Below are 21,916 nucleotides of genomic sequence, written 5' to 3' on the forward strand. Positions count from 1 at the left end.
CCAGGTTTTTTTTTTTCAATAGCTTATTCATGAAGCTAGTCAATAAACCAGCTTCATGGAGCCGGAATTAATAATGTTGGCTTATACTATTTACTTTGAAACCTAACTCATTTATAGATTAATTTTCAATGAGCTATTTTAACTAGTATAGTAGTTGCAAAATTAATCAGTGAAATTGCTGCTGAGAATCTTTGAAGTATTCTATCATATTTTGATTGTTTAAACTCGTCAACCCTTTCAGAATATTCTTTATATAGTTCATAGTTATCTTTAGAAGATTCATATACTAAAATTTTGATCTCTTCCAAGCGTTTGAAAATATCATTGTTTAAACCATTTAGCTTCTCAGCCTGTATGGAATCCAATTTTTCGATAGAGATTGTATTTAGGCCTTCTATCTTACTCAGTTTTTCCAATTCCTCTTTTATGGATTTGAGATTTGATATAACATCAGCCGAATTCAGTTTGATTTTTGAAATATCAAAGCTTATGCAACTCAACTTATCTTTAATGTAAATAATTTCACCGAAGATGAGGTCAAATTTTTGAAATTTTTCATCTAACTTTTGGTCTAATTCTTGCTCTGAAACTACTCTCACAGTGGGGATTGATCCAATCACATAGCTCATAGTCTCAAGCTGCTTCATAAGATTTGTTTCATGCCTCATTGCTTCAATCTTGTTTAGAAAATACTCATTTTCGGGAAAGTCTTTAACTTTAATTTTTAAAATACAAGCAATGTCTTCTACTTTTTGCGCTACTTCTTCTTGACTACCACCAATTTCCCATTTCTGAACTTCCTTACTGACAGCGCAAGCAATTTCTTCCTTAGCAGTTCCTTTCGATTCCTTGCAAGCTATCTTTGCTTTATTTTGAATTTCTTCGAGAAGCTCTTTTAGATTTCTGTCAAGAATAGGCAGCCCTTTTTTCATAGCTATTGTTGCAAAAGGTGCTAATTCTTCAGCATCTTTCATCAGTTCTTCTGCACGATCACAATGTCTTCTATAAAAATTAAGCTGACTTTTCTTTATCTCCAAGTCTAGATTCTCCAAATTCTGGACTTCTTTTAATGCTTCTGAGAGGTTTTCAACAACTTCAAAGAGCAATTCTTTGCTTTTTGAACTGCCAACGGCATATTTAGCTTCTGCCAGATATTTGTCAACTTCTTCTTTTGCCTCCTGCTTTTTGAAAATTATTGTATGGAATGAACGATAAAAAGGAAGGCAAAACTGAGCTGGATTAACCCAGCTTTTATTTGATTCTTGTGCTGACTTTTCGAAAAACTCAATAGCTTTTTCCAATTCATTCTTGTAATCTTCTTTATTTTCTGACTGGGAAGCCTTAAAGATAGAAACTTTTCCAAGAGAGTGATTCGTATAGGTTCGCACCTCCCAGTCTTCGTCATTAGTCAATTTATATAAGTCGTTACACGCCTGTTGTTTATCCGGCATGTGGGAAAATGCAGAACCAAAAGCAATGGCGGCTCTAGACCTCACATCACTGTTTTCATCACAAATTAATCTATGTAAGTCGTTCCACGCCTGTTGCTTATCCGGCACGTGGAAAAATGCAGAGCTAAGAGCATTGGCAGCCCCAGACCTCACATAACTATTTTCATCAGTAGTCAATTTATGTAAGTCGTTCCAAGCCTGTTGTTTATCCGGCATGTGGGAAAATGCAAAACCAAAAGCAATGGCGGCTCTAGATCTCACATAACTGTTTTCATCAGTAGTCAATTTATGTAAGTCGTTCCACGTCTGTTGCTTATCCGACATGTGGTAAAATGCAAAACCAAGAGCATTGGCAGCCCCAGACCTCACATAACTATTTTCATCAGTAGTCAATTTATGTAAGTCGTTCCACGCCTGTTGCTTATCCGGCATATGGGAAAATGCAGAACCAAGAGCAATGGCGGTCCAAAATCTAATATTTCTGTCTTCATCATTAGTCAATTTATGTAAGTCGTTCCATGCCTGTTGTTTATCCGGCATGTGGGGAAACGCGGAACCAAGGGCTTCGGCGGCCCTAGGCCTCACGTTACTGTTTTCATCAGTGGTCAATTTACGTAAGTCGTTCCACGCCTGTTGCTTATCCGGCACGTGGAAATATGCAGAACCAAGAGCATCAGAAACCCTATATCTCACATACCAGTATTCATCATTAGTCAATTTATGTAAGTCGTTCCACGCCTGTTGCTTATCCGGCACGTGGAAATATGCAAAACCAAGAGCTTCAGCAGCGTCAGATCTTACACGACCGTCTTCATCAGTTGTCAATTTATGTAAGTTATTCCATGCCTGTTGCTTATCTGGCAACGATGAAAATTTATTTCTTAACTTATCCAATGCCTCGTTACATTCTTCCCACTTATTAAAATATTGGTTGTGAATTTTCTCTTGATCTATCAACTGCCCAACACCATGAGTTTCGATAAAACTTAATATTTAAAACTTTTTCTTTTTGGTTGTTGTTTAACTTGAGTGTTGTTTAACTTGAGTGTTGTATAACTTGGTTGTTTAACTCAAAAAAACCCGAATTTTCCCTGATGTATTCATGAAGCTAGTCAATAAACCAGCTTCATGGGACCGGAATTAATAATGTTGGCTTATATTCACACATTCAAGAGTAATAATATTTTAGAATTTTTTTCACATTTTTGGAATTAAAATTTAACTTTCCCTCCCTCGCTTTTTTCTTTAGATAATTTAATCCATTTTTGGACTCGATTCCTATTTTTCTGGCTTCTTCAGGGGTTAAAGCCAAAATAATGTTCTTTATCTTTTCTTCATCAATGAAAAGCTGCGGCTTTTCTACACCCAAAGGCTGGTCCTCAATATTGTTTGCTTCCTTTCCAATGTAAATCAAGCCGTCAGCTCGAATGTGTTTTCTCTCTAAAACTCCAATATCGCCCTCAAACTTGTTTTCAAGATGATCAATATACTGCAAAATTGTTCTACTCAGCGGTTTAAAATACTTAGATCCTTCTTTGGTTTCTCCAGTTTCATAATCAATGAATGGTTCGTAGACTATCTTCTGGTAATCCTTTGTAAACGGAGCCAGAGGCTTGACGGCCTTACCGTTTTCAATAATTGCCTGAAATGCTACAAGGAAAAAGTTAAAAGGCTTTATCTGCTCTTTCCAGTCTTTCCCTTTATTCAGCTTCTTGAACCTGTTCAATAGATTGGAAGTAGCAACTACAAGCTGAGAAATTGCATAAAAGTTAGAATATTTCTCCTCAATATCCCTTTCAGTAATCAGCCCATAATGCAGTTTAAGAATATCTTCCCATATTTCAGCCTGCCAATCCTCAATTGATTTAGGAAAAGGATTTGTCAAGTGTCCTAGCCCATGAAGCTTGTAAGATCGTTCATCTTCCATAAATTTGATTTTTTCATTTTCATAAGTATACAGAGCATATCTTTTCGAGGAAATTCCATAAAACCAGAGGTTTTCTTTTTCAGGTTTAAGTAGAGGAATATCCAAGTTATAGGGATTAAGAGGTTGAAAGAACTCTGAAAGTTCCTTAGCTCTTTCAGGAGGCACAAACACAGAATCAGTATCCGTGTAAGCGTGGATAACTCCAAGCTCTTTTAACCTGGCTTCAGCCATGGTTAAGAAAAGCCTGGCTCCTGAGGTAATCATAGCACCAAGGAGAGGATGAAAATACTTGCCAGGCTCCTCAAACCTGTTTTCTCCTGTCACAAAACTCTCAAGCCCATAAACTTCAATTTTACTTTTCTTATCTTCTGGGTTAAGCTCAATGAATATTCCATAGCCGAGAGCATTAACAAGGATCTTCATAGCCTGAGCTCTGCTTGATAACTGCTGAAATTCAGGTTCCTTTTTATCAATCTTCTTTAACTGTCCTTTGATCTTTTGTCTTTCTTCTACAAGTACCTGGATAACGTTGTCTTTTTCAGGATCAATATCAATTCCAAGAATCTTTGTTTTCTTTAATCCCTTCTGTATCCCTTTAGGAATGAATTTCACAGCCTCTATGATCTTTGGAACCTTACCAGTAAGGAGGTATGAACCTATAACATCAGGTAAAGAATAGCACATCTCAGAACTGGAACTCAGATAATTGATTCCTACATTAAGTCCTGTGTTGTCTTCTTTGAAATCCATCCTAGTAGGTAGAATATCTTCGTCAGGCTGAATTTTAACCATAACATTAAGCAATTTCCATATGTCCTGGTTCTGAAGATCTGAAAGCTTCAGGCTTGAAAGGAACTCCTTAATTTCCTCCGTAACGTCCTTAATTTCCAGACTTTCAGCTATTATATATTCCCAGATTCCCATTAACATAATAACTGTAGGATACATGCTTGTAAAATCAAGAACTGTAACCTTTGTGGGTACTTTCCTGATTTTACACTCTGTTCTTCCTCCATAATAGGAAGACATTATATGTCCAATGACTTCATCTGGAAAATTTGGATTCATTTCCAGGAACGGTTTTACTCCTAACTGCTCAAGAGCATGTTTTCCAATGGAAGCTTCACTATAAATTTTCGTTGGAGGTATGCGAATCTGATAAACCTTGAGTTCCTTAATTAGTGCCTCATATACTTCATAGGTAGCGTCAACATCAGTAATGTTGTAATCAATGTACTTTTCAGTAACCTTTCCATGTTTAACTCCCTTCATCTTCTGAGTAGGAGTGTTAAGCATCTTTGCTGCTTGCTCAAGGGAAATGTGCCTGGTTTCTTTTTTCTGAAGGAGAACTTCAGCTATTTTTTGGACGTCCAGAAAATAACCTGAGAAATAATTCTCTCCTTTGTTTTGCTTGGTAGTTGTGAATCTGAAACTGTAGGCATCTCCAAGCTTTTTAATTACTATAGGTGGGTTGAAAGGGTCATCTGAGAGGGTAAGGGTAAAGCCTCCCCTGTTTCTACCTTTTGAATCTCCTGATCTCTTTGCTAGCCTGCTTAAGTCAAAGGCCAGATTAAATCCAACACAGAGGGTTTTAAGCCTAAAGATTTCAGGATAAAAAACATCGTCTACAAACTCGTCCAGGGAATACAGGCTTATATCATGTTTTCTTGCATACTTTTCTACGGTTTTTATTTCCTTTTCACTCAAGTTTGTTGGATCATAGAACAAACCCTCAAACTGAAAATAGCCGTTATGGAAGATCTGAAAAGATCCAATTGTGAGGTTTTGTTTCTGATCTGTAATAGTTTCCGTATCAAAAACCAGTAACCTTGAATGCATTAAAGGATCTCTGAGGATTTTAAAACTCCATTTTGCTTTAGGCTTTCCTGGTTTACGAGTGAAGGGGCGAACTGCAATTTTGGGCATAGTCTATCAGCTCATGACCAAGTTTGATTAACTGTTTTCCAATTTCCCTTAGATATGCTCCGACGCTTATCAGCTGAAAAGCTACCTTTTCCAGATACGAGGCATTTTTTGACCTGGATTTTCGAGGTACTTTATTTTGTTCAGCTGTAATTATGGCATGGCAATTTTTGCAAAGAGTTGTTACAAGGTCAGAATTACTTCTCCCGAAGATATGATGTTCCTCAAATTCCTCATGATCAAATTCCCAACAAATATTGCAATGAAGATCTGACTCTTCATTTTGCTTATTTTCCGTTATATTTTTTTGATTAGTTTCTTTGCTCATTTGGCTCGCTTCCTATTGTTTGTAATTTTGGCATAGCAGTTTTTACACAGTAACTCTTTCCTTTCGGAACCTGCTCTTGTAAAAATTTGATGTTTTTCCAATACAACTGAACCCTCTCTTCCACACATTCTACAACGAGGGACAGCTTTTCCATTCCTAATGTCCTCTTTTAAACATTTTTGATAGGTTTCTTTATCCATGGTTTCACCTCTTAGTCCTGGTAAATTTCCAAAAATTCTGGCTCCTCCTGTGCTTCCATTATCTCATAGAGAGCTTGAAGATCTGTCTCAAAATGATGAGTTTTGCCTTTAGCATCTACTATCTGAATATCTTTGAATTTGTCAAGGACAGAAGGATCATTGTTTTTTACAGCTTTCTGAACACAGGCAAAATACTCTCCGATCAAAGACCTATCCTTAGAACTGGCTGTGATAATCGTTTTTTGCCCTTCTGTGGAGTAGATCAACATTCCAATCTGGATGGAATCTGAAGCTGTAACTTTCCAATTTGCTCCTGATTTGTACAGATTCTTTCCAAGATGCTTGAGTGCAAATTCTGTTCTTAAGCCCATTTTTTCAAGCACAGAAGTAAGATTTCCATCCTTCCTCATTTCTCTCAAAACTTGGATAGCTAGGTTTCTATCTCTCTTGTCCTGAGCTGAAAGACTATCCCATGCACGATTACTCAACTCATAGTCTGATATCCGAGTTTTTCTAAGCTGACTCAGGCTTCTGTCAGGAAAGTACTCATGTTTCCTGATGATTTCTTTAGCATACTTGGAATCTCTGGGCTGTGCTTTCTTCCATTCGCCATAAGTTCTATAGTCTTTGGAAAATCGTGGCCTGCTCACTTGTCAGCCTCCATCATTCTTATGAAAGCTGTTCTCATAACTTCAGCTTGAGAGCATCCAAATTCTTTCGACTTCTTTTCCAGTTTCTCCTTGAGGTAAAAGGGTAAACTGACTAATAATCGGATTTTTTTTGCCATGTATCATAAAATATGACCAGTTTTTATATAGGTATTTGATAGCTATTTTGATAGCAAAAGTGATATATCTAATTAAAATAAGTAATAGTATCTGAGAAAAAAGTGATGCAAACTTTTGATACAACATAATTTGACATGGATGGTAACATGAAGAAAAACAACATGGATTTTGAGACTACCGTTCTTGATTATTTGTCACGGCATCTCTATGAAAGGAGGGAGCGACTTATAGAGTATCTTATGAAGAGTCATCCTGATGACACAGGATATAGCGAAGCGAGCATTAATCGAAAACTAGCAAACATGCGTAAGAATAATTTGATCTTAATTGAGAGAGATCCTGATGTCCTAGCACTATATGGAATTAAAAAAGAGGCTGAAAATGCATCTTATATAATTGATAAGAGTGCTGGGGAGATATTAAAACACCTTAATTATGTTTTTAAGAAATATGAAACAGGGGAAATTATTGATAAAAAAGTATCATTAAAAGACATGTCAAAATACGGTATGACATCATTTTTGAGTTCAAGTCATCTTAATATCATGGTATCAGATTTGGATAAAGAAGACGATGGTTTAATAAATATTCTACTTGAAATTCTATATCATCAGATCATAAATAAGGGAAACAAACCAGACAATAAAGAAATATTTTTGGAGAACTTAAGGAACCTGTTGAGCAAATATCCAGAAGAGCATGAAAAATACACAATGATAAGACGCCGCGTTATCAGACTTCTTGGTTATTACAATGATAAGGCTGTCCTTAAGCAGTTGAAAGCCGATATAGAAGCAGGTAGATTATCGGAAACTAAAGAAGATTATTGGGACAGGTTCACAGCTAGGGTCATTGAGGATGGGAGAACAGAACTTTTCGATCTCGAAATTTACCTGAGAAAAGAAGGAAACACAGAAGCAGCCGATACTCTTGTTGAAATTAGAAATCAAGCATTTGCTAAAGCTAGAAATTCCAAAGATTCTGATTTACCTTGGGAGGCTGCGGTTAGTAGTACGCTACCTGTAGATAAAAAATTACCAAAAGTAATAACAAAGTTAAATGAGGCCTTAAAATGAGGTCGCTTCTTCTCAATGGTCATGGCATAGATATGCGTGTTGATGGGGGTAAGCTTCACATTAAAGAGGGTAGATCCTCGCCAGATGAAGAACCTGAAGAATATGTATTTGCTCCAAAAAGGATAGATATTGACAGCATTGTGATTTATGGGAGAAAAGGGAACCTTACTTTAGATGCTATTCGATGGCTGATTAAGCACAATGTCCAGATTTCTATCTTAGATTGGAATGGTAAGCTTTTGACAACAATGCTTCCTCCTGAAAGTACCAATGTAAAAACAAAGTTTGCTCAGTACCACGCTTTCGAAGACCAGGAAAAACGGGTTGAGATAGCAAAAAAGTTCATCGAAGCCAAATTTAATAAATCTCAGGCAGTTCTTGACTACCTTAAATTAAGGTATCCAGAAGTTAATTTTGATGTTTCAGATGAACTCAAAAAATTAGAAAAAGTCAAAGCCGTTAAAGAAATTATGGGAGTTGAAGGGGGTTTGGCCTGGAGATACTGGAATGAGTTTTCAAAAACAATTCCAGAGAAGTATGAGTTTTGTTCAAGAATCGATCAATATAGAAGACCTATGGGTTCAGGAGATATGGTAAATACTATGCTCAATTATGGCTATGCTCTGCTTGAGTCTGAGTGCCTGAGAGCCATAAATACTGTTGGGCTAGATCCTCATGTAGGGTTTTTACATGAAATGAATCCTAGCAAGAACAGCTTAGCCTATGACCTCCAGGAGCCTTTTAGATTCCTTGTTGATTTAGCTGTTATTAACCTGATTGAAAATAACGCAATGGATAAAAAAGACTTTATTATAACCGACAGTTATAATCTAAGGTTAAAGGGGTCTGGGGCCAAGAAAATAGTTAATGAGTTTTCTAACATGTTAAGCAAAAGTGTGGGTTATGGAGATAAGCAGACTACCTGGGGGTCTATCTTACTCTTAAAAACTAGAGAGTTAAGCCATTATTTAACAGGAAAAACCAAAAAACTTGATTTTGTTAATCCTGAATTTGGGGTTTTTAGGATTGATTCTCAAGAGATTAGGCAAAAAATCCTTAACATTTCTTATGTTGATTGGAAAAAACTAGGGTTTTCAAAGGGAACTTTACATTATATGAAACAAAATGCCACGTCAGATAAACCCTTCACCCTTAACAACCATGTTTTGGAGAGAGTTAAAGCTTGGGAAAACTTAGTTTCGGGGGGCCAGGTTAAGGCTTAAGAAAAGTTTTAAGTTTTAAGATTTTGGGGCTAAGTTTTAAAATTTGGGAGGCATGTTTTAAAGTTTGGGGTTAAAGAAAAAAAACTAAATGTTTTTTACAATTTTTTTTTAAACTAGTTTTTTACAAAGAACTTTTAAGAACTGTTTTTAAAAACATTTTAAGAACTTTTTTAAACAAATATTGCTCATGAATTCCTAAATCCCACTTTCCGCAGAAGTCCGCAAAAATGCCAATCATTTTCCCAATAAGGCAATGGTTTAAAAACTCATCTCGCCTCTAAGATTTAATATTGGGCAAATAGGCAAACAGATTATACTTCTGTGTACATCTGCGGAATACCGGCTAAATCCAAAAAATAATATTTTTTCCTATAAATGAACGAATGCATTAAGAAAAACCAATAATTCTGAAGGCTTTGAGTTAAACAACATTCAAGTTAAACAACACTCGAGTTAAACAACAACTAAGTTAAACAACAAGCAAAAAGAAACCGTTTTAAGCATTAAGATTTATCGGAGCTTATGGTGTTTGGCAGTTGATAGACCAAGAGAAGATTCACAATCAATGTCTTAACGATGATCCAAAAAAGCGCATATATGCATTAAGACATCTTGGTTTAGATTTTTATCAAATACCTGATAAACAACAGGCATGGGATGACTTACATAGACTGACCAATGATGAAGACAGTAATGTGCGGTCTAGTGCTGCTGAAGTTCTTGGTTCTTTGTTTTCTCAAATGCCAGATAAACAACAGGCATGGAATGACTTGCATAGACTGGTCAATGATGAAGACAGTGATGTGAGATATAGTGCTGCCGAAGCTCTTGGTTCTGCTTTTTCTCAAGTCCCAGATAAACAACAGGCATGGGATGACTTACATAGACTGGTCAATGATGAAGACAGTGATGTAAGGTATTATGCTGCTGAAGTTCTCGATTCTACGTTTTCTCAAATGCCAGATAAACAACAAGTATGGGATGACTTAGTTAAACTAACCAGTAATGAAGACAGCGATGTGAGGTATAGTGCTGCTGGAGTTCTTGGTTCTTTGTTTTCTCAAGTCCCAGATAAACAACAGGCATGGAATGACTTACATAGACTGATCAATGACGAAAACAGTTTTGTGAGGGATAAAGCTACCTCTGCTCTTGGTTCTGTTTTTTCTCAAGTCTTAGATAAACAACAGGCATGGAATGACTTATACAGACTTACAAATGATGAATACGGTAATGTGCGGTCTAGTGCTGCTGAAGTTCTCGATTCTATGTTCTCTCATATGCCAGATAAACAGCAGGCATTGGATACCTTAATTAAACTGACCAATGATGAAGACCGTTCTGTGCGGTCTAGTGCTGCTGAAGTTCTTGGTTCTTTGTTTTCTCAAATGTCAGATAAACAACAGGCATGGAATGACTTGCATAGACTGGTCAATGATGAAGACAGTGATGTAAGGTATAGTGCTGCCGAAGCTCTTGGTTCTGCTTTTTCTCAAGTCTTAGATAAACAACAGGCATGGAATGACTTACATAGACTGACCAGTGACGAAAACAATTTTGTGAGGGATAAAGCTACCTCTGCTCTTGGTTCTGCTTTTTCTCAAGTCTTAGATAAACAACAGGCATGGAATGACTTACACAGACTTACCAGTGATATAGATAGATCTGTTAGGTATAGTGCTGCCGAAGCTCTTGGTTCTGCTTTTTCTCAAGTACCAGATAAACAACAGGCATGGGATGACTTACATAGACTGACTGATGATCAAGACATGTATGTGAGAATCTATGCAAATCATTCCCTTGGGAGAGTTTCAATATTCATGGCTTCCAAGTCAGAAAAAGAAGAAGAATATGAAAGAGAGTTGGAAACAGCAATCACGTTTTTTGAAAAAGCAGCAAAGGAAGCAACTCACTATAATCCAGCTCAATTTTGCCTTCCTTTTTATCGCTCTTTCCATACAATCATTTTTGAAAAACAGGACGCTAAAGAAGAAGTGGACAAATATCTGAAAGAAGCTAAAGACGCAATTAGAGGCTCAAAAAGTAAAGAAACACTCTTAGAAGCTGTTGAAAACCTTGCAGAAGCATTAAAAGAAGTTCATAGTCTTGGAAATCTGGACTTAGAGGCACAAAAAAGTGAGCTTAACTTTTATAGACAATACTGTGATCGTGCAGCAGAACTTATGGACAATGCCGAAGAAACAGCACCTTTTGCGGTTAGAGCAATGAAAATAGGTCTGCCTATCCTGGACAGAAATCTAAAAAGGCTTATCGAAGAAATTCAAAAGAAAGCAAAGATCGCATGCAGGGAATCGAAAGATACAGATGCAGAAGAAATTGTATGCGAAATAAACAAGGAAATTCAAAATATTATAAGTGATGACCAGAAGCAGTATATAGGAATCTTAGAAGATATTGTTTCTATTCTGAAGATAAAAATCCCTTCAATTCCTGAGAATAAGTTTATTTTTCGCAAAATTGAATCACTAGACAACAAAATGATTTCTCCTGAGAAATATAGTGATTTGCTTCTTATTATTTCTATGATGCCTACTATGAAAGTAGTCTCAGAGCAAGAATTAGACCACAAACTTCTCAAGTTGGATCTTATCTACGATAAAACGGTTAGTATTGAAGCCAAATTGGACTTGATTCAAAAAGAGCTGGATAGAGGTCTTGAGAAGCTGGATATTCTTTCTCTGGAGGTCGGAGGAAAAGAAGGAGAACTCATCCAAACCTTTTCAAAAAAGATTCTTGAATTGACAGAAAAAGGGGATAAAGAAGCACTGAATAGTTTCCTTGAAAATATAATCAAAAAGGAAAATATACTAATTGAAGAAATCGAAAACTCTTTTGCATCCCTGGAAGAAAAGAAAGAATCAAAAAGTAATGTCTCGAAAATCAGGTCAGTACTCGATAAAGTCAAGCATCCCATAAAATCATTCGGGAAAGATGTTACAAATGAGATTATTGTGGGTTATGCCGCTGAAGAAATCGTGAAGCTTGTTTTTCAGTTAGTCTCAATGGCAACTTTGGGAGTTCCAATTCCTCCTCAGATTTTAAATCTCATAAGTAGCATGACAAAAGACCTCAAGAATTACAGGATTTGACCAGTCTTCTGTTTTTATCTTAATATTATGAACTTACCTCATTCCAAACTGCGAATTTACTCTCAAATAATGGATACTCAAGTCAGTTTTAATTATAAAACGGTTTAAAATTCTTGTAGATATGTAATTAAGTTTGTTTTAAGTTAAACAACATCTAAGTTAAACAACAATCAAGTTAAACAACAACCAAAAAGAAACCGTTTTAAGCTTTAAGTTTTATTAAAACTTATGGTGTTGGGCAGTTGATAGATCAAAAGGAGATTCATAATCAGTGTTATAGCGAAGATCCAAAAGTGCGTAGACATGCGTTAGAGCAATTACAGAATTTCTTCTCTTCCATTCCAGATAAACAGCAGGCATGGGATGATTTACATATACTGATAGATGATCAAGACAGTTCAGTGAGGTCTAGTGCTGCTAAAGCTACTGGTTCTGCTTTTTCTCAAGTGCCAGATAAAAAACAAGCATGGAATGATTTACATAGACTGACCGATGATGAAAACGGTTGGGTGAAATCTAGTGCTGCTAGAGCTATTGGTTCTGCGTTTTCTCAAGTGCCAGATAAACAACAGGCATGGGAAGATTTACTTATACTGACCTTGGATCAATCCAATTGGGTGAGGTTTAGTGCTGCCTCTGCTCTTATCTCTGCTTTTTCTCAAATGCCAGATAAACAACAGGCATGGAATGATTTATTTGCATTTACCATTTATGAAAAGTGGATTGTGAGGTCTAGTGCTGCCTATGTTCTGGGTTATGCATATCCCCACGTGCCAGATAAACAACAGGCATGGGATGATTTGCATATACTGATAGATGATCAAGACGGTTCAGTGAGGTCTAGTGCTGCTGAAGCTATTGGTTCTGCTTTTTCTCAAGTGCCAGATAAAAAACAAGCATGGGATGACTTAATTAGACTTACCAATAACGAGGACGATTCAGTGAGGTCTAGTGCTGCTGAAGCTATTGGTTCTGTGTTTTCTCAAGTGCCAGATAAAAAACAAGCATGGAATGATTTACATAGACTGATAGATGATCAAGACGGTTCAGTGAGGTCTAGTGCTGCTGAAGCTATTGGTTCTGCGTTTTCTCAAGTGCCAGATAAAAAACAAGCATGGAATGACTTACATAGACTGATCAATGATGAAGAAAGTTATGTGAGAGCATCCTCGAATCATTCTCTTGGAAGAGTTTCTATATTTATGGCTTCCCAGGCAGAAACAGATGAAGACTATAAAAAAGAGTTAGAAATAGCAATAGAATTTTTCGAAACTGCAGTAGAGGAAGTATCTTACGATAAATGGGCAAATCCGTCTCAATTCTGTCTCCCATTTTATCGCTCATTCCATACAATTGTTTTCAAAAAACAAGAAGCTAAAGAAGAAGTGGACAGATATCTGGAAGAAGCTAAAGCCGCAATTGGAGATTCAGAGAGCAAGAAACAGCTTTATGAAGCTGTTGAAAACCTTGCAAACGCATTAAAAGAAGTCCAGAATTTGGGAAATCTTGACTTGTTGAAAATGAAAGGTGAGCTTAATTTCTATAGGAAATACTGTGATCGTGCTGCAGAACTAATGAAAAATACCGATGAAAAAGCTCCTTTCGCGACAGAAGTACTGAGAAAAGGGTTTCCTATACTGGATAGGAATTTTAAAAAGCTTCTCGAAGAGATCCAAGAAAAAGCAAAGATAGTATGTGAGGAATCGAAAGGAACTGCTACAGAAGAAATCGCATGTGCAGTTAATAGAGAAGTTCAAAAGTGGGAAATAGATAGTCAGAAAGAAATGACATTTTGCGCAAAAAATCTTTGCCGTGCTCTAAAATTAATTATACCTCCAGTCTCAGAAAATAAATTCATTCTTAATGAAATTGAAAACGCCCTCAATGAAAAAAATCTTATAAATTTATTCACAATAACTTCCACTTTTATAGGTTCAATACCAGCGTTAAAAATGGTAACTGATAAATTAAACAATCTTGAATATTTAGTCCTTGAAGTTAATTCAAAAGTTGATGAGTTAGTAATTCTTTCAAAACCAGGATTTAGTGAAGAATTTGTTATATCATCGGGAATTCAATTACCTGGCTTAAGTGCTGAACATGTGGTTACAATACCTTTGCAAGAAATTTCTTATTTTGAATTAAAAGAGGATTTAGAGAAGATTAAGGGTAAAAGTATCGAAAAAATATCACAATTACCAATTAAATTAGCTGAAAAACTTAAAAATTATCTTCTAAGAATTGAAAGAAATGACATTCTAAAAAGAATGTTATAACTATTCATATTAATTGTGATAAGCAAGTCAAAAATATTTAAATGAAGTATATTTTCAGTTAATAGAAAAATTTTAATTTGCCACAAAAATTTGACCTTTTTATTACAGAGAGGTTATAAAAATACATTGATTTTTACGTAGGGCAACTTTCTAAAAAAACGATTGTGCATAAACTACACAAAAAAAAATACTAAAAAATTTGAGATATTTACTCGAAGAAATATATAGAATTAACTTGCATTTTTGAGTTAAACAACAACTGAGTTAAACAACAACTAAAAAAGAGGTTATGCAAAACTCTCACAAAACAGCGTACAAAAAAATGATTTTTTTATTAAATCATGTTTATGAAAATACATAGTTTTTTGGTTAAGGCAAATTCAGAAAAAAACGGTGCCGTTGAAATTTATCAGTAGCGCACTAAAAATTCAAGATCCCTATTACCCCTTAATTTAGTGCGAGGGATTAGATTCGAACCCACGAAATCCTTCTATGTCAGATTGTAAGGCTTACAAGAAAGGAGGCTTGCCGAATCTTCAAAGCCCCAGGTTTATTACAGCAAACTCACATGCATGAAAAGAACGAGTTCGTGTCTGTTAGTTTATTTTGTATATTTTTGCAATATTGTGTAATCATAACTATTTCTTCTCTCACTCTAAAATTTCCAACTCCTTAATAAGTTCTTCAGAATACTCCGGCACCGCCCCTGGTTTTGATGCTACATAAGTCCCGAGCATGCTGGCAACTGAAGCGGCTTTTGAAACTCCGTACCCTGAAAGATAAGTATAAAGAAAACCTGCAGAAAAAGCGTCTCCTGCTCCGACAGTATCTGCAACTTCTACAGGAGTGGTTTTTATTTCCTCATAGACTCCATCCTGATAGACAGCGGCTCCCTCAGGTCCTTTTGTTATGCAAATTACTGATATTCCCGGGTATTTGTCACTAAGCAGGCGGCAGAGAGTTCTACAGGCATATGTGGTGCCAAAAAGCATACCGGAAATTTGGGCTGCCTCTTCCTCATTCATTTTCAGTATTGTGCAGTGCTCAAGGGAAGATAAGATCCATTCTTTTCTGTAGAATCCGGCTCTCAGGTTTACATCGTAGAAAAAGTGTTTTGCCTTTATTTCCGAAAGCAGCCTTTTCAGCGTCTTCCTGTTTTCTTCCGACCTCTGGGCAAGGGTCCCGAAACAGAAAACGTCCCATTCCTCAGCTGCAAGAGCCTCAAATTTCCTTTCATCCGGGGTAATCGCATCCCAGGCCACCACTTCATTTATCATGAAAATAGGGATTCCTTCGTCTTTAAGTTTGACAGTAACGGTTCCTGTAGGCCTGTGCTCATCAATCAGAATATATGAGGTATCGACTCCCATTTCTTCAGCTCTGGCAAGGAGAGTTTTACCAAGCTCATCCTTTCCGACTGCGGTGATTACAGCCGGTTTTGCTCCTAATTTCGCAAGGTGGGCTGCAAGGTTAAGGGGAGCACCTCCTAAATGGGCTGTGCCTTTGATGATATCAAAAAGGGCTTCTCCGAATGTCAGGGCTTTAATTGGCTTCGCCTGCTCTCCTTTCACTTTTCCACTCCATATTACTGATTCATTTTCACTCTAATTTACTAATTGGCGATCCTCTATTAATTGGTCGCCGTTATTCCCGAATATCCAGAACAGCATCTATATAGTTTCTTTTCCTACGCTGCATAAGCTGTTCAACTTAAACTTGTTTCGTCTCTGCTTACGGGCCTTTACTTCTAATTCTGGTTTACTTACAAAACGGCTTTATACCTTACTTGCTTACGGGAAACCCTGTTAAAGTTAAAGACAGGGGAAAATTAACATACACGAACACAGCAGCTTTCTTGGCACTGAAAAAGTGGGTAAACTCCTTTTCAGGCTCTCAGCCCCTTCAATTATAGGGATGCTTGTTTACGCCTTTTACAACATAGTGGACACTATCTTCGTTGGCAGGGCTCTCGGGGAAGAAAGCGTATCCGGAATTGGTGGGCTGGTAATAGCTTTTCCAATCCATATGCTAGCAATGGGAATTGCGATAGGGCTTGGGGTAGGAGGAGCTTCAATTATTTCAAGGTCTCTGGGATCAAAAGAGCCACATAAAGCTGAAAAGGCTCTTGGGACCGTGTTTTTCCTGGGAGTTTTCCTGGGGCTTGCCTACTCGCTTACAGGGCTTGCTTTTCTTGAGCCTTTACTAAAGCTCTTCGGGGCAACACCTAACATTATGCCATATGCTAAGGCTTACCTTGAAATCATAATGGCAGGTTCGGTTGTTTTTACTCTTGGGATTGCAACCGAAGACCTTGTAAGAGCCGAAGGCAACGCCCGTTATGCAATGTTTGGAATGCTCCTGGGGGCTGGCCTGAACATTCTGCTTGACCCTATCTTCATCTTCGGGCTTGATATGGGGGTCAGGGGAGCTGCCATTGCAACTATACTTGCCCAGCTTGCATCCGCGGTTTTCCTGCTGCGCTATTTCCTTGCCGGAAAAAGCTCGGTCGCTTTCAAACCGAAGATGCTGATCCCAAGCTCTGCAATCTCAAAAGAAGTAATAGCAATAGGCATCGGTCCTTTTATCGTTGAGGCTTCAAACAGCACCATGATGATTTTTGTAAACAATGCCCTTGCAACTTACGGAGGTGACGTCTCAATTGCAGCCTTCGGGATCATTCACCGCCTTCTCCTGCTTATCTTCCTGCCCATGCTAGGGATATCTTTTGGTCTCCAGCCCATTGTAGGCTATAACTACGGCGCAAAACATTTCTCAAGAGTAATCGAATCGGTCAAAGTCGCACTGAAAGTCAGCACTCTCTTCTCCCTCCCGGGTTTTCTGGTCTTGTTCTTTTTCCCTGCTCCTATAATCCATATCTTCAGCTCTGACCCCGAACTCACATCTGTGGGAACCGAAGCCATGCGGATTGTGGTACTTATCCTGCCCTTCATCGGTTTCCAGCTTGTAGGCACCACCGTGTTTCAAGCTCTTGGAAAACCCAGACCAGCCTTCATTCTGTCGCTTGCAAGGCAGCTCCTTTTCTTGCTGCCTCTTGTTCTGGTCCTGCCGAGATTTTACGGGCTGGACGGAGTCTGGGCTGCGTTTCCGATTTCGGATTTTCTGGCGTGCGTGCTGGCTGCCGGGTTGATGGGAAGGGAGTACAGGAAATTCAGGATAAGAGAGAAAAAGAGAGAAAAGCTGTAAATCGGGCTGGAAAATTGAAGCTAGATCGGGATAAGAGACCAGGGTTGAAGGTTGAGTAAGAAAAATAAATAAAGATACAGGAAATTTAAAAAGACGGAAAGGTTATCTGGCACTCATGTCAGACTGCATTATCCCGAATATATTTTTTTCAGTGTCGAGACAATATGCAAGCCAGCCTACGCCGGGTATGGATCTCTTTTCCATAGTCACTTTGCCGCCGTGCTTCTGTATCTGAATCAGGTATTTATCTATGTCCGGGACGTCTATCGTGCAGATATAGGCGATTATCGGGTTGTCTACTCCCAGTTCTCCTACCTGCCTTCTCATCAAGCCGCCATTGATTCCCGGCTCGTCTCGTTTACCGGTTGTTATGCTCCAGTATTCGATGGGACCTTCCCACTTCTCTATCTTCCAGCCGAAAACATCCTCGTAGAACTTCTTTGCCCTTTCAATATCTTCTGCATGTATCTCGAAATGAACTACTCTTGGCGTGACAACTACCTCCTGTTATAATTAGATAATTTGGATGGTATTTATATATGAATTTAGGCTTTGCTTTTTTTAGACATTTGGTTTTTTCAATTCAATAGAGTATAAAGAGATCAGGCAATCGGAAAATTCAGACAATTTTTCATCTTGTCGCTCACAAGCAGGGTTGTTGTAGAGAGTAGAGGAAATTTATGAAGAAGGAAAAGAAAAGAGAAAAGCTGCAAATTGAGTTGGGAAATTGAAACTAGATCGGGATAAGAGATAGGGGGTTGAAGGTTGAGTAAGAAAAATAAATAAAGAAAAGGTTATTTATAAAGAAAAGGTTATTTGGCGCTCATATCAGGCTGCATTGTCCCGAACAAATTTTTTTCTGTGTCGAAGCAGTATGCAAGCCAGCCTATACTGGGTATGGGACCTTTTTCCATAGCCACCTTGCCGCCATGCTGTTTTATCTTATTCAGGTACTCGTCGATATCCGGGACATCTATGGTGCAAACATAACTTTTTATTACAGTCTCTTCTCCAGGTTCTTTTCCCTGCCTTTTCATCAAGCCACCATCGATTCCTGGCTCTCCCTCTTTACCGGTTGTTATACTCCAGTAATCCATGGGACCTCCCCACTTCTCTATTTTCCAGCCGAAAATATCTTCGTAGAACTTCTTTGCCCTTTCAACATCTTCTGCATGTATCTCGAAATGAATTACTCTTGGCATGATACTTACCCCTATTTGTTCAGATGGTATTCATATAAAAAATTAACTTTTGGTTTTATTAGACATGTATTTATTCTGTTTCGGATTTCTGATCTTTGGGCTGGCTGCTTTAATAGTAAAAAATATAGGGGATTTAGTCACAGGAAAGAAAAAAAATGAGGTGGAGAAAAGGGTTGAGAGAAGGGAAGGAAGGTAGAGATAGGAAGGAAAGGATGGGAAGGAAGGTAGAGATAGAAAGGAAAGGGATGGGAAAGAATGCAGATTTTGATAAAACGCTTCTCTATTCTTGATTTCGGGAGAGTTTGAATGGAAGTAACAGCTTATTAACCTGTCACAGGTCCTATCGGGACAATATATGGCCTCTCTACATCATTTTTCACCAGGGCCTGTACACCATAGACCTGTTTTATGTTCTCGACGGTAAGGACTGAAGCAGGATTCCCAGCCGCGAATATTTTGCCCTCCTTCATCATGATCATTCTATCGGCATATCTCGAAGCCAGGTTCAAATCATGAAGTGCCATGATCGCAGAGATTCCTTTATTCTTCACAATACCCTTCATAATTTCCATAACCTCGAGCTGGTGCCTTATGTCAAGATTGCTGGTTGGCTCGTCAAGAAGAAGAATATCTGCCTTCTGTGCAAGTGCCCGTGCGATAAGTACCTTCTGCTGCTGGCCTCCGCTGATTTCGTTTATGTCTCTCATGGCAAAATCCATCATTCCGAGCAGTTCCAGCACTTCCAGTACATAATCCAGGTCTTCCTTACTGCTCTTCCATCCAAGGTAAGGGCGTCTGCCCATAAGAACGGTATCGATAACAGAGGCAGGAAAAACACCTGCAATACTCTGCGGTACATAGCCCAGTTTCCTTGCAATTTCCATCCGGGTCATTTTACTGATATTATGATCGTCCAGCAGGATGCTTCCTCTTTCAGGATTCAGTATCCGGTCAATACACCGGATCAGGGTGGATTTGCCTGTACCATTAGGACCGACAATGCCAAGAACTTCTGCGCTATTCAGTTCCATTGATATGTTTTCAAGGACAGGTATGCTATTATAAGCAAATTCAATGTTGTTTACCTTCAGTTTCACCAGTATTCCCTCTTTCGTTTCATAATCATATACAGGAAAAGCGGAGCTCCCATAAAGACGGTTATCGCTCCGACAGGAAGAATTATTGGAGCCAGAACTCTTCTTGCTACAAGGTCTGCGCTAATCAACAGCAATGTGCCGAAAAGGCCGGATACGGGAAGAACAAACCTGTTATCGCCTCCTATAACAATGCGAGTGAGGTGCGGAGCAACCAGGCCTATAAAGCCGATTGTTCCCGTAAAACACACAATGCATGCAACCAGCAGAGTTGTAACTGCCATCAGAATTATCCGGGTACGTTTGACATTCACACCCAGGCTTGCTGCGGTTTCGTCTCCTGCAGCCATTAGATTGAGGTCCAGCGACTTAAACATGAGCAGGGGAAAGCAGCATACAAGTGCTCCGGTTATAATGGTAACCCTGGGCCAGGAGGCTCTATCAAGGTCGCCAACTGTCCAGAAAACTGCTTCTTTTACGGCTTCCGCTTCGCCAAAGTATTGAAGGATCGTTGTCATTGCAGCAAACAGATACATCATCGCAATGCCAGCCAGAATCATGGTTTCAGGAGTTGCACCTTTTCGGTTTGATAACCCCAGGATTATAAAAGAACATAAGAGGGCGAATATGAATGCGTTGCCTATTACAAGATAATCTCCCCCGATGATACCCGCACCTGTAAGGATTGCAAGGGACGCCCCGAAACCGGCGCCCGAGGATATGCCAAGCGTATAGGGACTTGCAAGAGGGTTCTTGAGTAATGCCTGCATTACGCAGCCGGCAACCCCAAGCCCGAAACCTGCAACAATCCCCATAGATATACGGGGAAGCCTGAGGTTCCATATGCATACATCTGCAAGCCAGCCAGGTTCAAAGTAAGCTGGAAATAACCTGTTCAGTATTGAAGAATAAGTCTCCCAGATAGAGAGATTTGCAGATCCTAAAGAGGCAGATATGCCTGATACGAGGATTATTGAAGCTAAAAGGAAGAAAATAAGGAGTATTTTTCTTCCAATGAACTTATTATATTGTATTTTAACTTCTTCTTTGGTCAAGGTATGCTGTTTTGTTTCCAAGGATACACATCCAGTGCAACAGGCAATTTATTGTATTTTTATTTGGTAAGTACAGGAAGTGGCCTGATGACGGAACAATCTATCATAAAGCCAGCACCAGAGTAAGAATCATTAAGACGGTCAACCCCAGCCTCAAACATGCACTTACCGAGATTATTTTGAGGCTCAGCACAGGCCCGAAAATCCCGGAATAATAAGGGAGCCTGTGTGTAAGGATATACCGGGTACTGACCAGGAGATTTCCCGTAAGTAAGGTTAACAACGCTAACTTGAAATCCAGAACCTCTGTTTCTATTAAATCAGCAATCGTGATGTATGCAGCCGTGGGATTGGCAACTACAAGCGGAATAATTGCCAGAGCCTCTGGAGGCAGCGGCATCCAGCCAAGATATTGAGAGAGAGCATCAAATGCTCCCAGATCAATGAGAACAAAAACGAGAATGCTCACAGGAAACGCTACGAGTACAACTCGTTTTAAAAGCTTCACCGAATTGAGCACACTTCGTTTGAGAGCGGTCCTTACAACCAGTTTCTTGCCCTCGGTTTCAGGAGCAGATGCACAGTCTGTACAATCTTTCCGGGTCAAAAGCGCCCTGCCGGCAATAAAAACAAGCAGAGCTACTATCGTGCCGTTCAATAAGAATAAAGAGAGATAGGCAATGCCCACTACCCCCAGGACAGGTATGATTGTAGGGGAGATATAAACAAGGCTTTCGTAGATAGTTTGGGGGAACCAGGTTGCAACGGTTGCCAGCAAAGTTTCTTTCTGGTCTATCTTACCTTCACCGTAAAATTCCGAGAGCATCGCTACTGCTGCGATTGGCGAACCAAAAGCGGTTATAAACACAATTCCCGAATGGGGAGTGAAATGCGCGCTGTGCAATATCGGTTTCACCACCGGGAACAATCGGTCAAATATACCGAACTCAACTGCGATGCTCGCTAACAGTATACCAGCGACCGTGAAAGGGAAGACAGATATCCAGAGTTCAACTGCACGGACTACCGAAACAATTATCATGGCTATTGCCGTGGCTA

The 21,916-nt window shown here is 38.7% G+C and carries 16 protein-coding genes and 1 pseudogene; 5 read left to right on the forward strand and 12 right to left on the reverse strand.

From position 1 onward, the window contains the following. Positions 1-125: 125 nt before the first annotated feature. The 6 genes from FXV91_RS09900 to FXV91_RS09925 form a co-directional block, all read right to left on the reverse strand. A complete protein-coding gene (locus FXV91_RS09900) occupies positions 126-2,408 on the reverse strand; it encodes a HEAT repeat domain-containing protein (protein ID WP_229390419.1) in 2,283 nt (760 codons plus the stop codon). A gap of 211 nt (positions 2,409-2,619) precedes the next feature. Further along, on the reverse strand, positions 2,620-5,304 hold the full coding sequence (locus FXV91_RS09905) for a hypothetical protein (RefSeq protein ID WP_229390420.1): 2,685 nt from the start codon (positions 5,302-5,304) through the stop codon (positions 2,620-2,622). Then, positions 5,270-5,629 carry an HNH endonuclease gene (locus FXV91_RS09910; protein WP_229390421.1) on the reverse strand — a complete coding sequence of 120 codons (360 nt, stop codon included), beginning with the start codon at positions 5,627-5,629 and terminating at the stop codon, positions 5,270-5,272. Before FXV91_RS09910 ends, FXV91_RS09905 begins: the two co-directional genes overlap by 35 nt. Continuing rightward, positions 5,626-5,829, reverse strand: a complete 204-nt coding sequence (locus tag FXV91_RS09915; protein WP_229390422.1) for a hypothetical protein — start codon at positions 5,827-5,829, stop codon at positions 5,626-5,628. Before FXV91_RS09915 ends, FXV91_RS09910 begins: the two co-directional genes overlap by 4 nt. Before the next feature lie 11 nt (positions 5,830-5,840). Continuing rightward, a complete protein-coding gene (locus tag FXV91_RS09920) occupies positions 5,841-6,479 on the reverse strand; it encodes a hypothetical protein (protein WP_229390423.1) in 639 nt (212 codons plus the stop codon). Then, a complete protein-coding gene (locus FXV91_RS09925; protein ID WP_229390424.1) occupies positions 6,476-6,616 on the reverse strand; it encodes a hypothetical protein in 141 nt (46 codons plus the stop codon). The genes FXV91_RS09920 and FXV91_RS09925 overlap by 4 nt, the downstream gene beginning before the upstream one ends. A 135-nt stretch (positions 6,617-6,751) precedes the next feature. Here FXV91_RS09925 and FXV91_RS09930 point away from each other — a divergent pair, with 135 nt between their 5' ends. From FXV91_RS09930 to FXV91_RS09945, 4 genes are all read left to right on the forward strand, one after another. Further along, entirely contained in the window at positions 6,752-7,693 is a 942-nt protein-coding gene (locus FXV91_RS09930; protein WP_229390425.1) for a hypothetical protein, read from the forward strand. Further along, complete coding sequence (gene cas1 / locus FXV91_RS09935) at positions 7,690-8,916, forward strand: CRISPR-associated endonuclease Cas1 (RefSeq protein WP_229390426.1); 1,227 nt, start codon at positions 7,690-7,692, stop codon at positions 8,914-8,916. Before FXV91_RS09930 ends, cas1 begins: the two co-directional genes overlap by 4 nt. Before the next feature lie 536 nt (positions 8,917-9,452). Further along, a complete protein-coding gene (locus tag FXV91_RS09940; RefSeq protein WP_229390427.1) occupies positions 9,453-12,026 on the forward strand; it encodes a HEAT repeat domain-containing protein in 2,574 nt (857 codons plus the stop codon). 242 nt (positions 12,027-12,268) lie between these two features. After that, positions 12,269-14,302 carry a HEAT repeat domain-containing protein gene (locus FXV91_RS09945; RefSeq protein WP_229390428.1) on the forward strand — a complete coding sequence of 678 codons (2,034 nt, stop codon included), beginning with the start codon at positions 12,269-12,271 and terminating at the stop codon, positions 14,300-14,302. 650 nt (positions 14,303-14,952) lie between these two features. Here FXV91_RS09945 and FXV91_RS09950 read toward each other — a convergent pair. After that, positions 14,953-15,873, reverse strand: a complete 921-nt coding sequence (locus tag FXV91_RS09950) for a carbohydrate kinase (RefSeq protein ID WP_229390429.1) — start codon at positions 15,871-15,873, stop codon at positions 14,953-14,955. A gap of 298 nt (positions 15,874-16,171) precedes the next feature. Here FXV91_RS09950 and FXV91_RS09955 point away from each other — a divergent pair, with 298 nt between their 5' ends. After that, entirely contained in the window at positions 16,172-17,506 is a 1,335-nt protein-coding gene (locus FXV91_RS09955) for an MATE family efflux transporter (protein WP_229390430.1), read from the forward strand. Between the two features lie 102 nt (positions 17,507-17,608). Here the strand turns inward: FXV91_RS09955 and FXV91_RS09960 are convergent. The 5 genes and pseudogenes from FXV91_RS09960 to FXV91_RS09980 form a co-directional block, all read right to left on the reverse strand. After that, positions 17,609-17,980, reverse strand: a pseudogene (locus FXV91_RS09960) (VOC family protein); the annotation flags it as partial. A gap of 338 nt (positions 17,981-18,318) precedes the next feature. Beyond that, positions 18,319-18,708 (reverse strand): VOC family protein, encoded by a 390-nt coding sequence (locus FXV91_RS09965; RefSeq protein ID WP_229390431.1) that lies wholly within the window; start codon positions 18,706-18,708, stop codon positions 18,319-18,321. Positions 18,709-19,031: 323 nt separating this feature from the next. After that, the gene (locus FXV91_RS09970) at positions 19,032-19,805 is read right to left on the reverse strand and encodes an ABC transporter ATP-binding protein (RefSeq protein WP_345945495.1); all 774 of its coding nucleotides are present in this window, start codon (positions 19,803-19,805) and stop codon (positions 19,032-19,034) included. Next, on the reverse strand, positions 19,802-20,857 hold the full coding sequence (locus FXV91_RS09975) for an iron ABC transporter permease (protein ID WP_229390432.1): 1,056 nt from the start codon (positions 20,855-20,857) through the stop codon (positions 19,802-19,804). The genes FXV91_RS09970 and FXV91_RS09975 overlap by 4 nt, the downstream gene beginning before the upstream one ends. A 103-nt stretch (positions 20,858-20,960) precedes the next feature. Next, a complete protein-coding gene (locus FXV91_RS09980) occupies positions 20,961-21,899 on the reverse strand; it encodes a nucleoside recognition domain-containing protein (protein WP_229390433.1) in 939 nt (312 codons plus the stop codon). Positions 21,900-21,916 lie beyond the last annotated feature (17 nt).

The sequence above is a fragment of the Methanosarcina sp. DH2 genome, assembly GCF_020804225.1.
Classification (GTDB): domain Archaea; phylum Halobacteriota; class Methanosarcinia; order Methanosarcinales; family Methanosarcinaceae; genus Methanosarcina.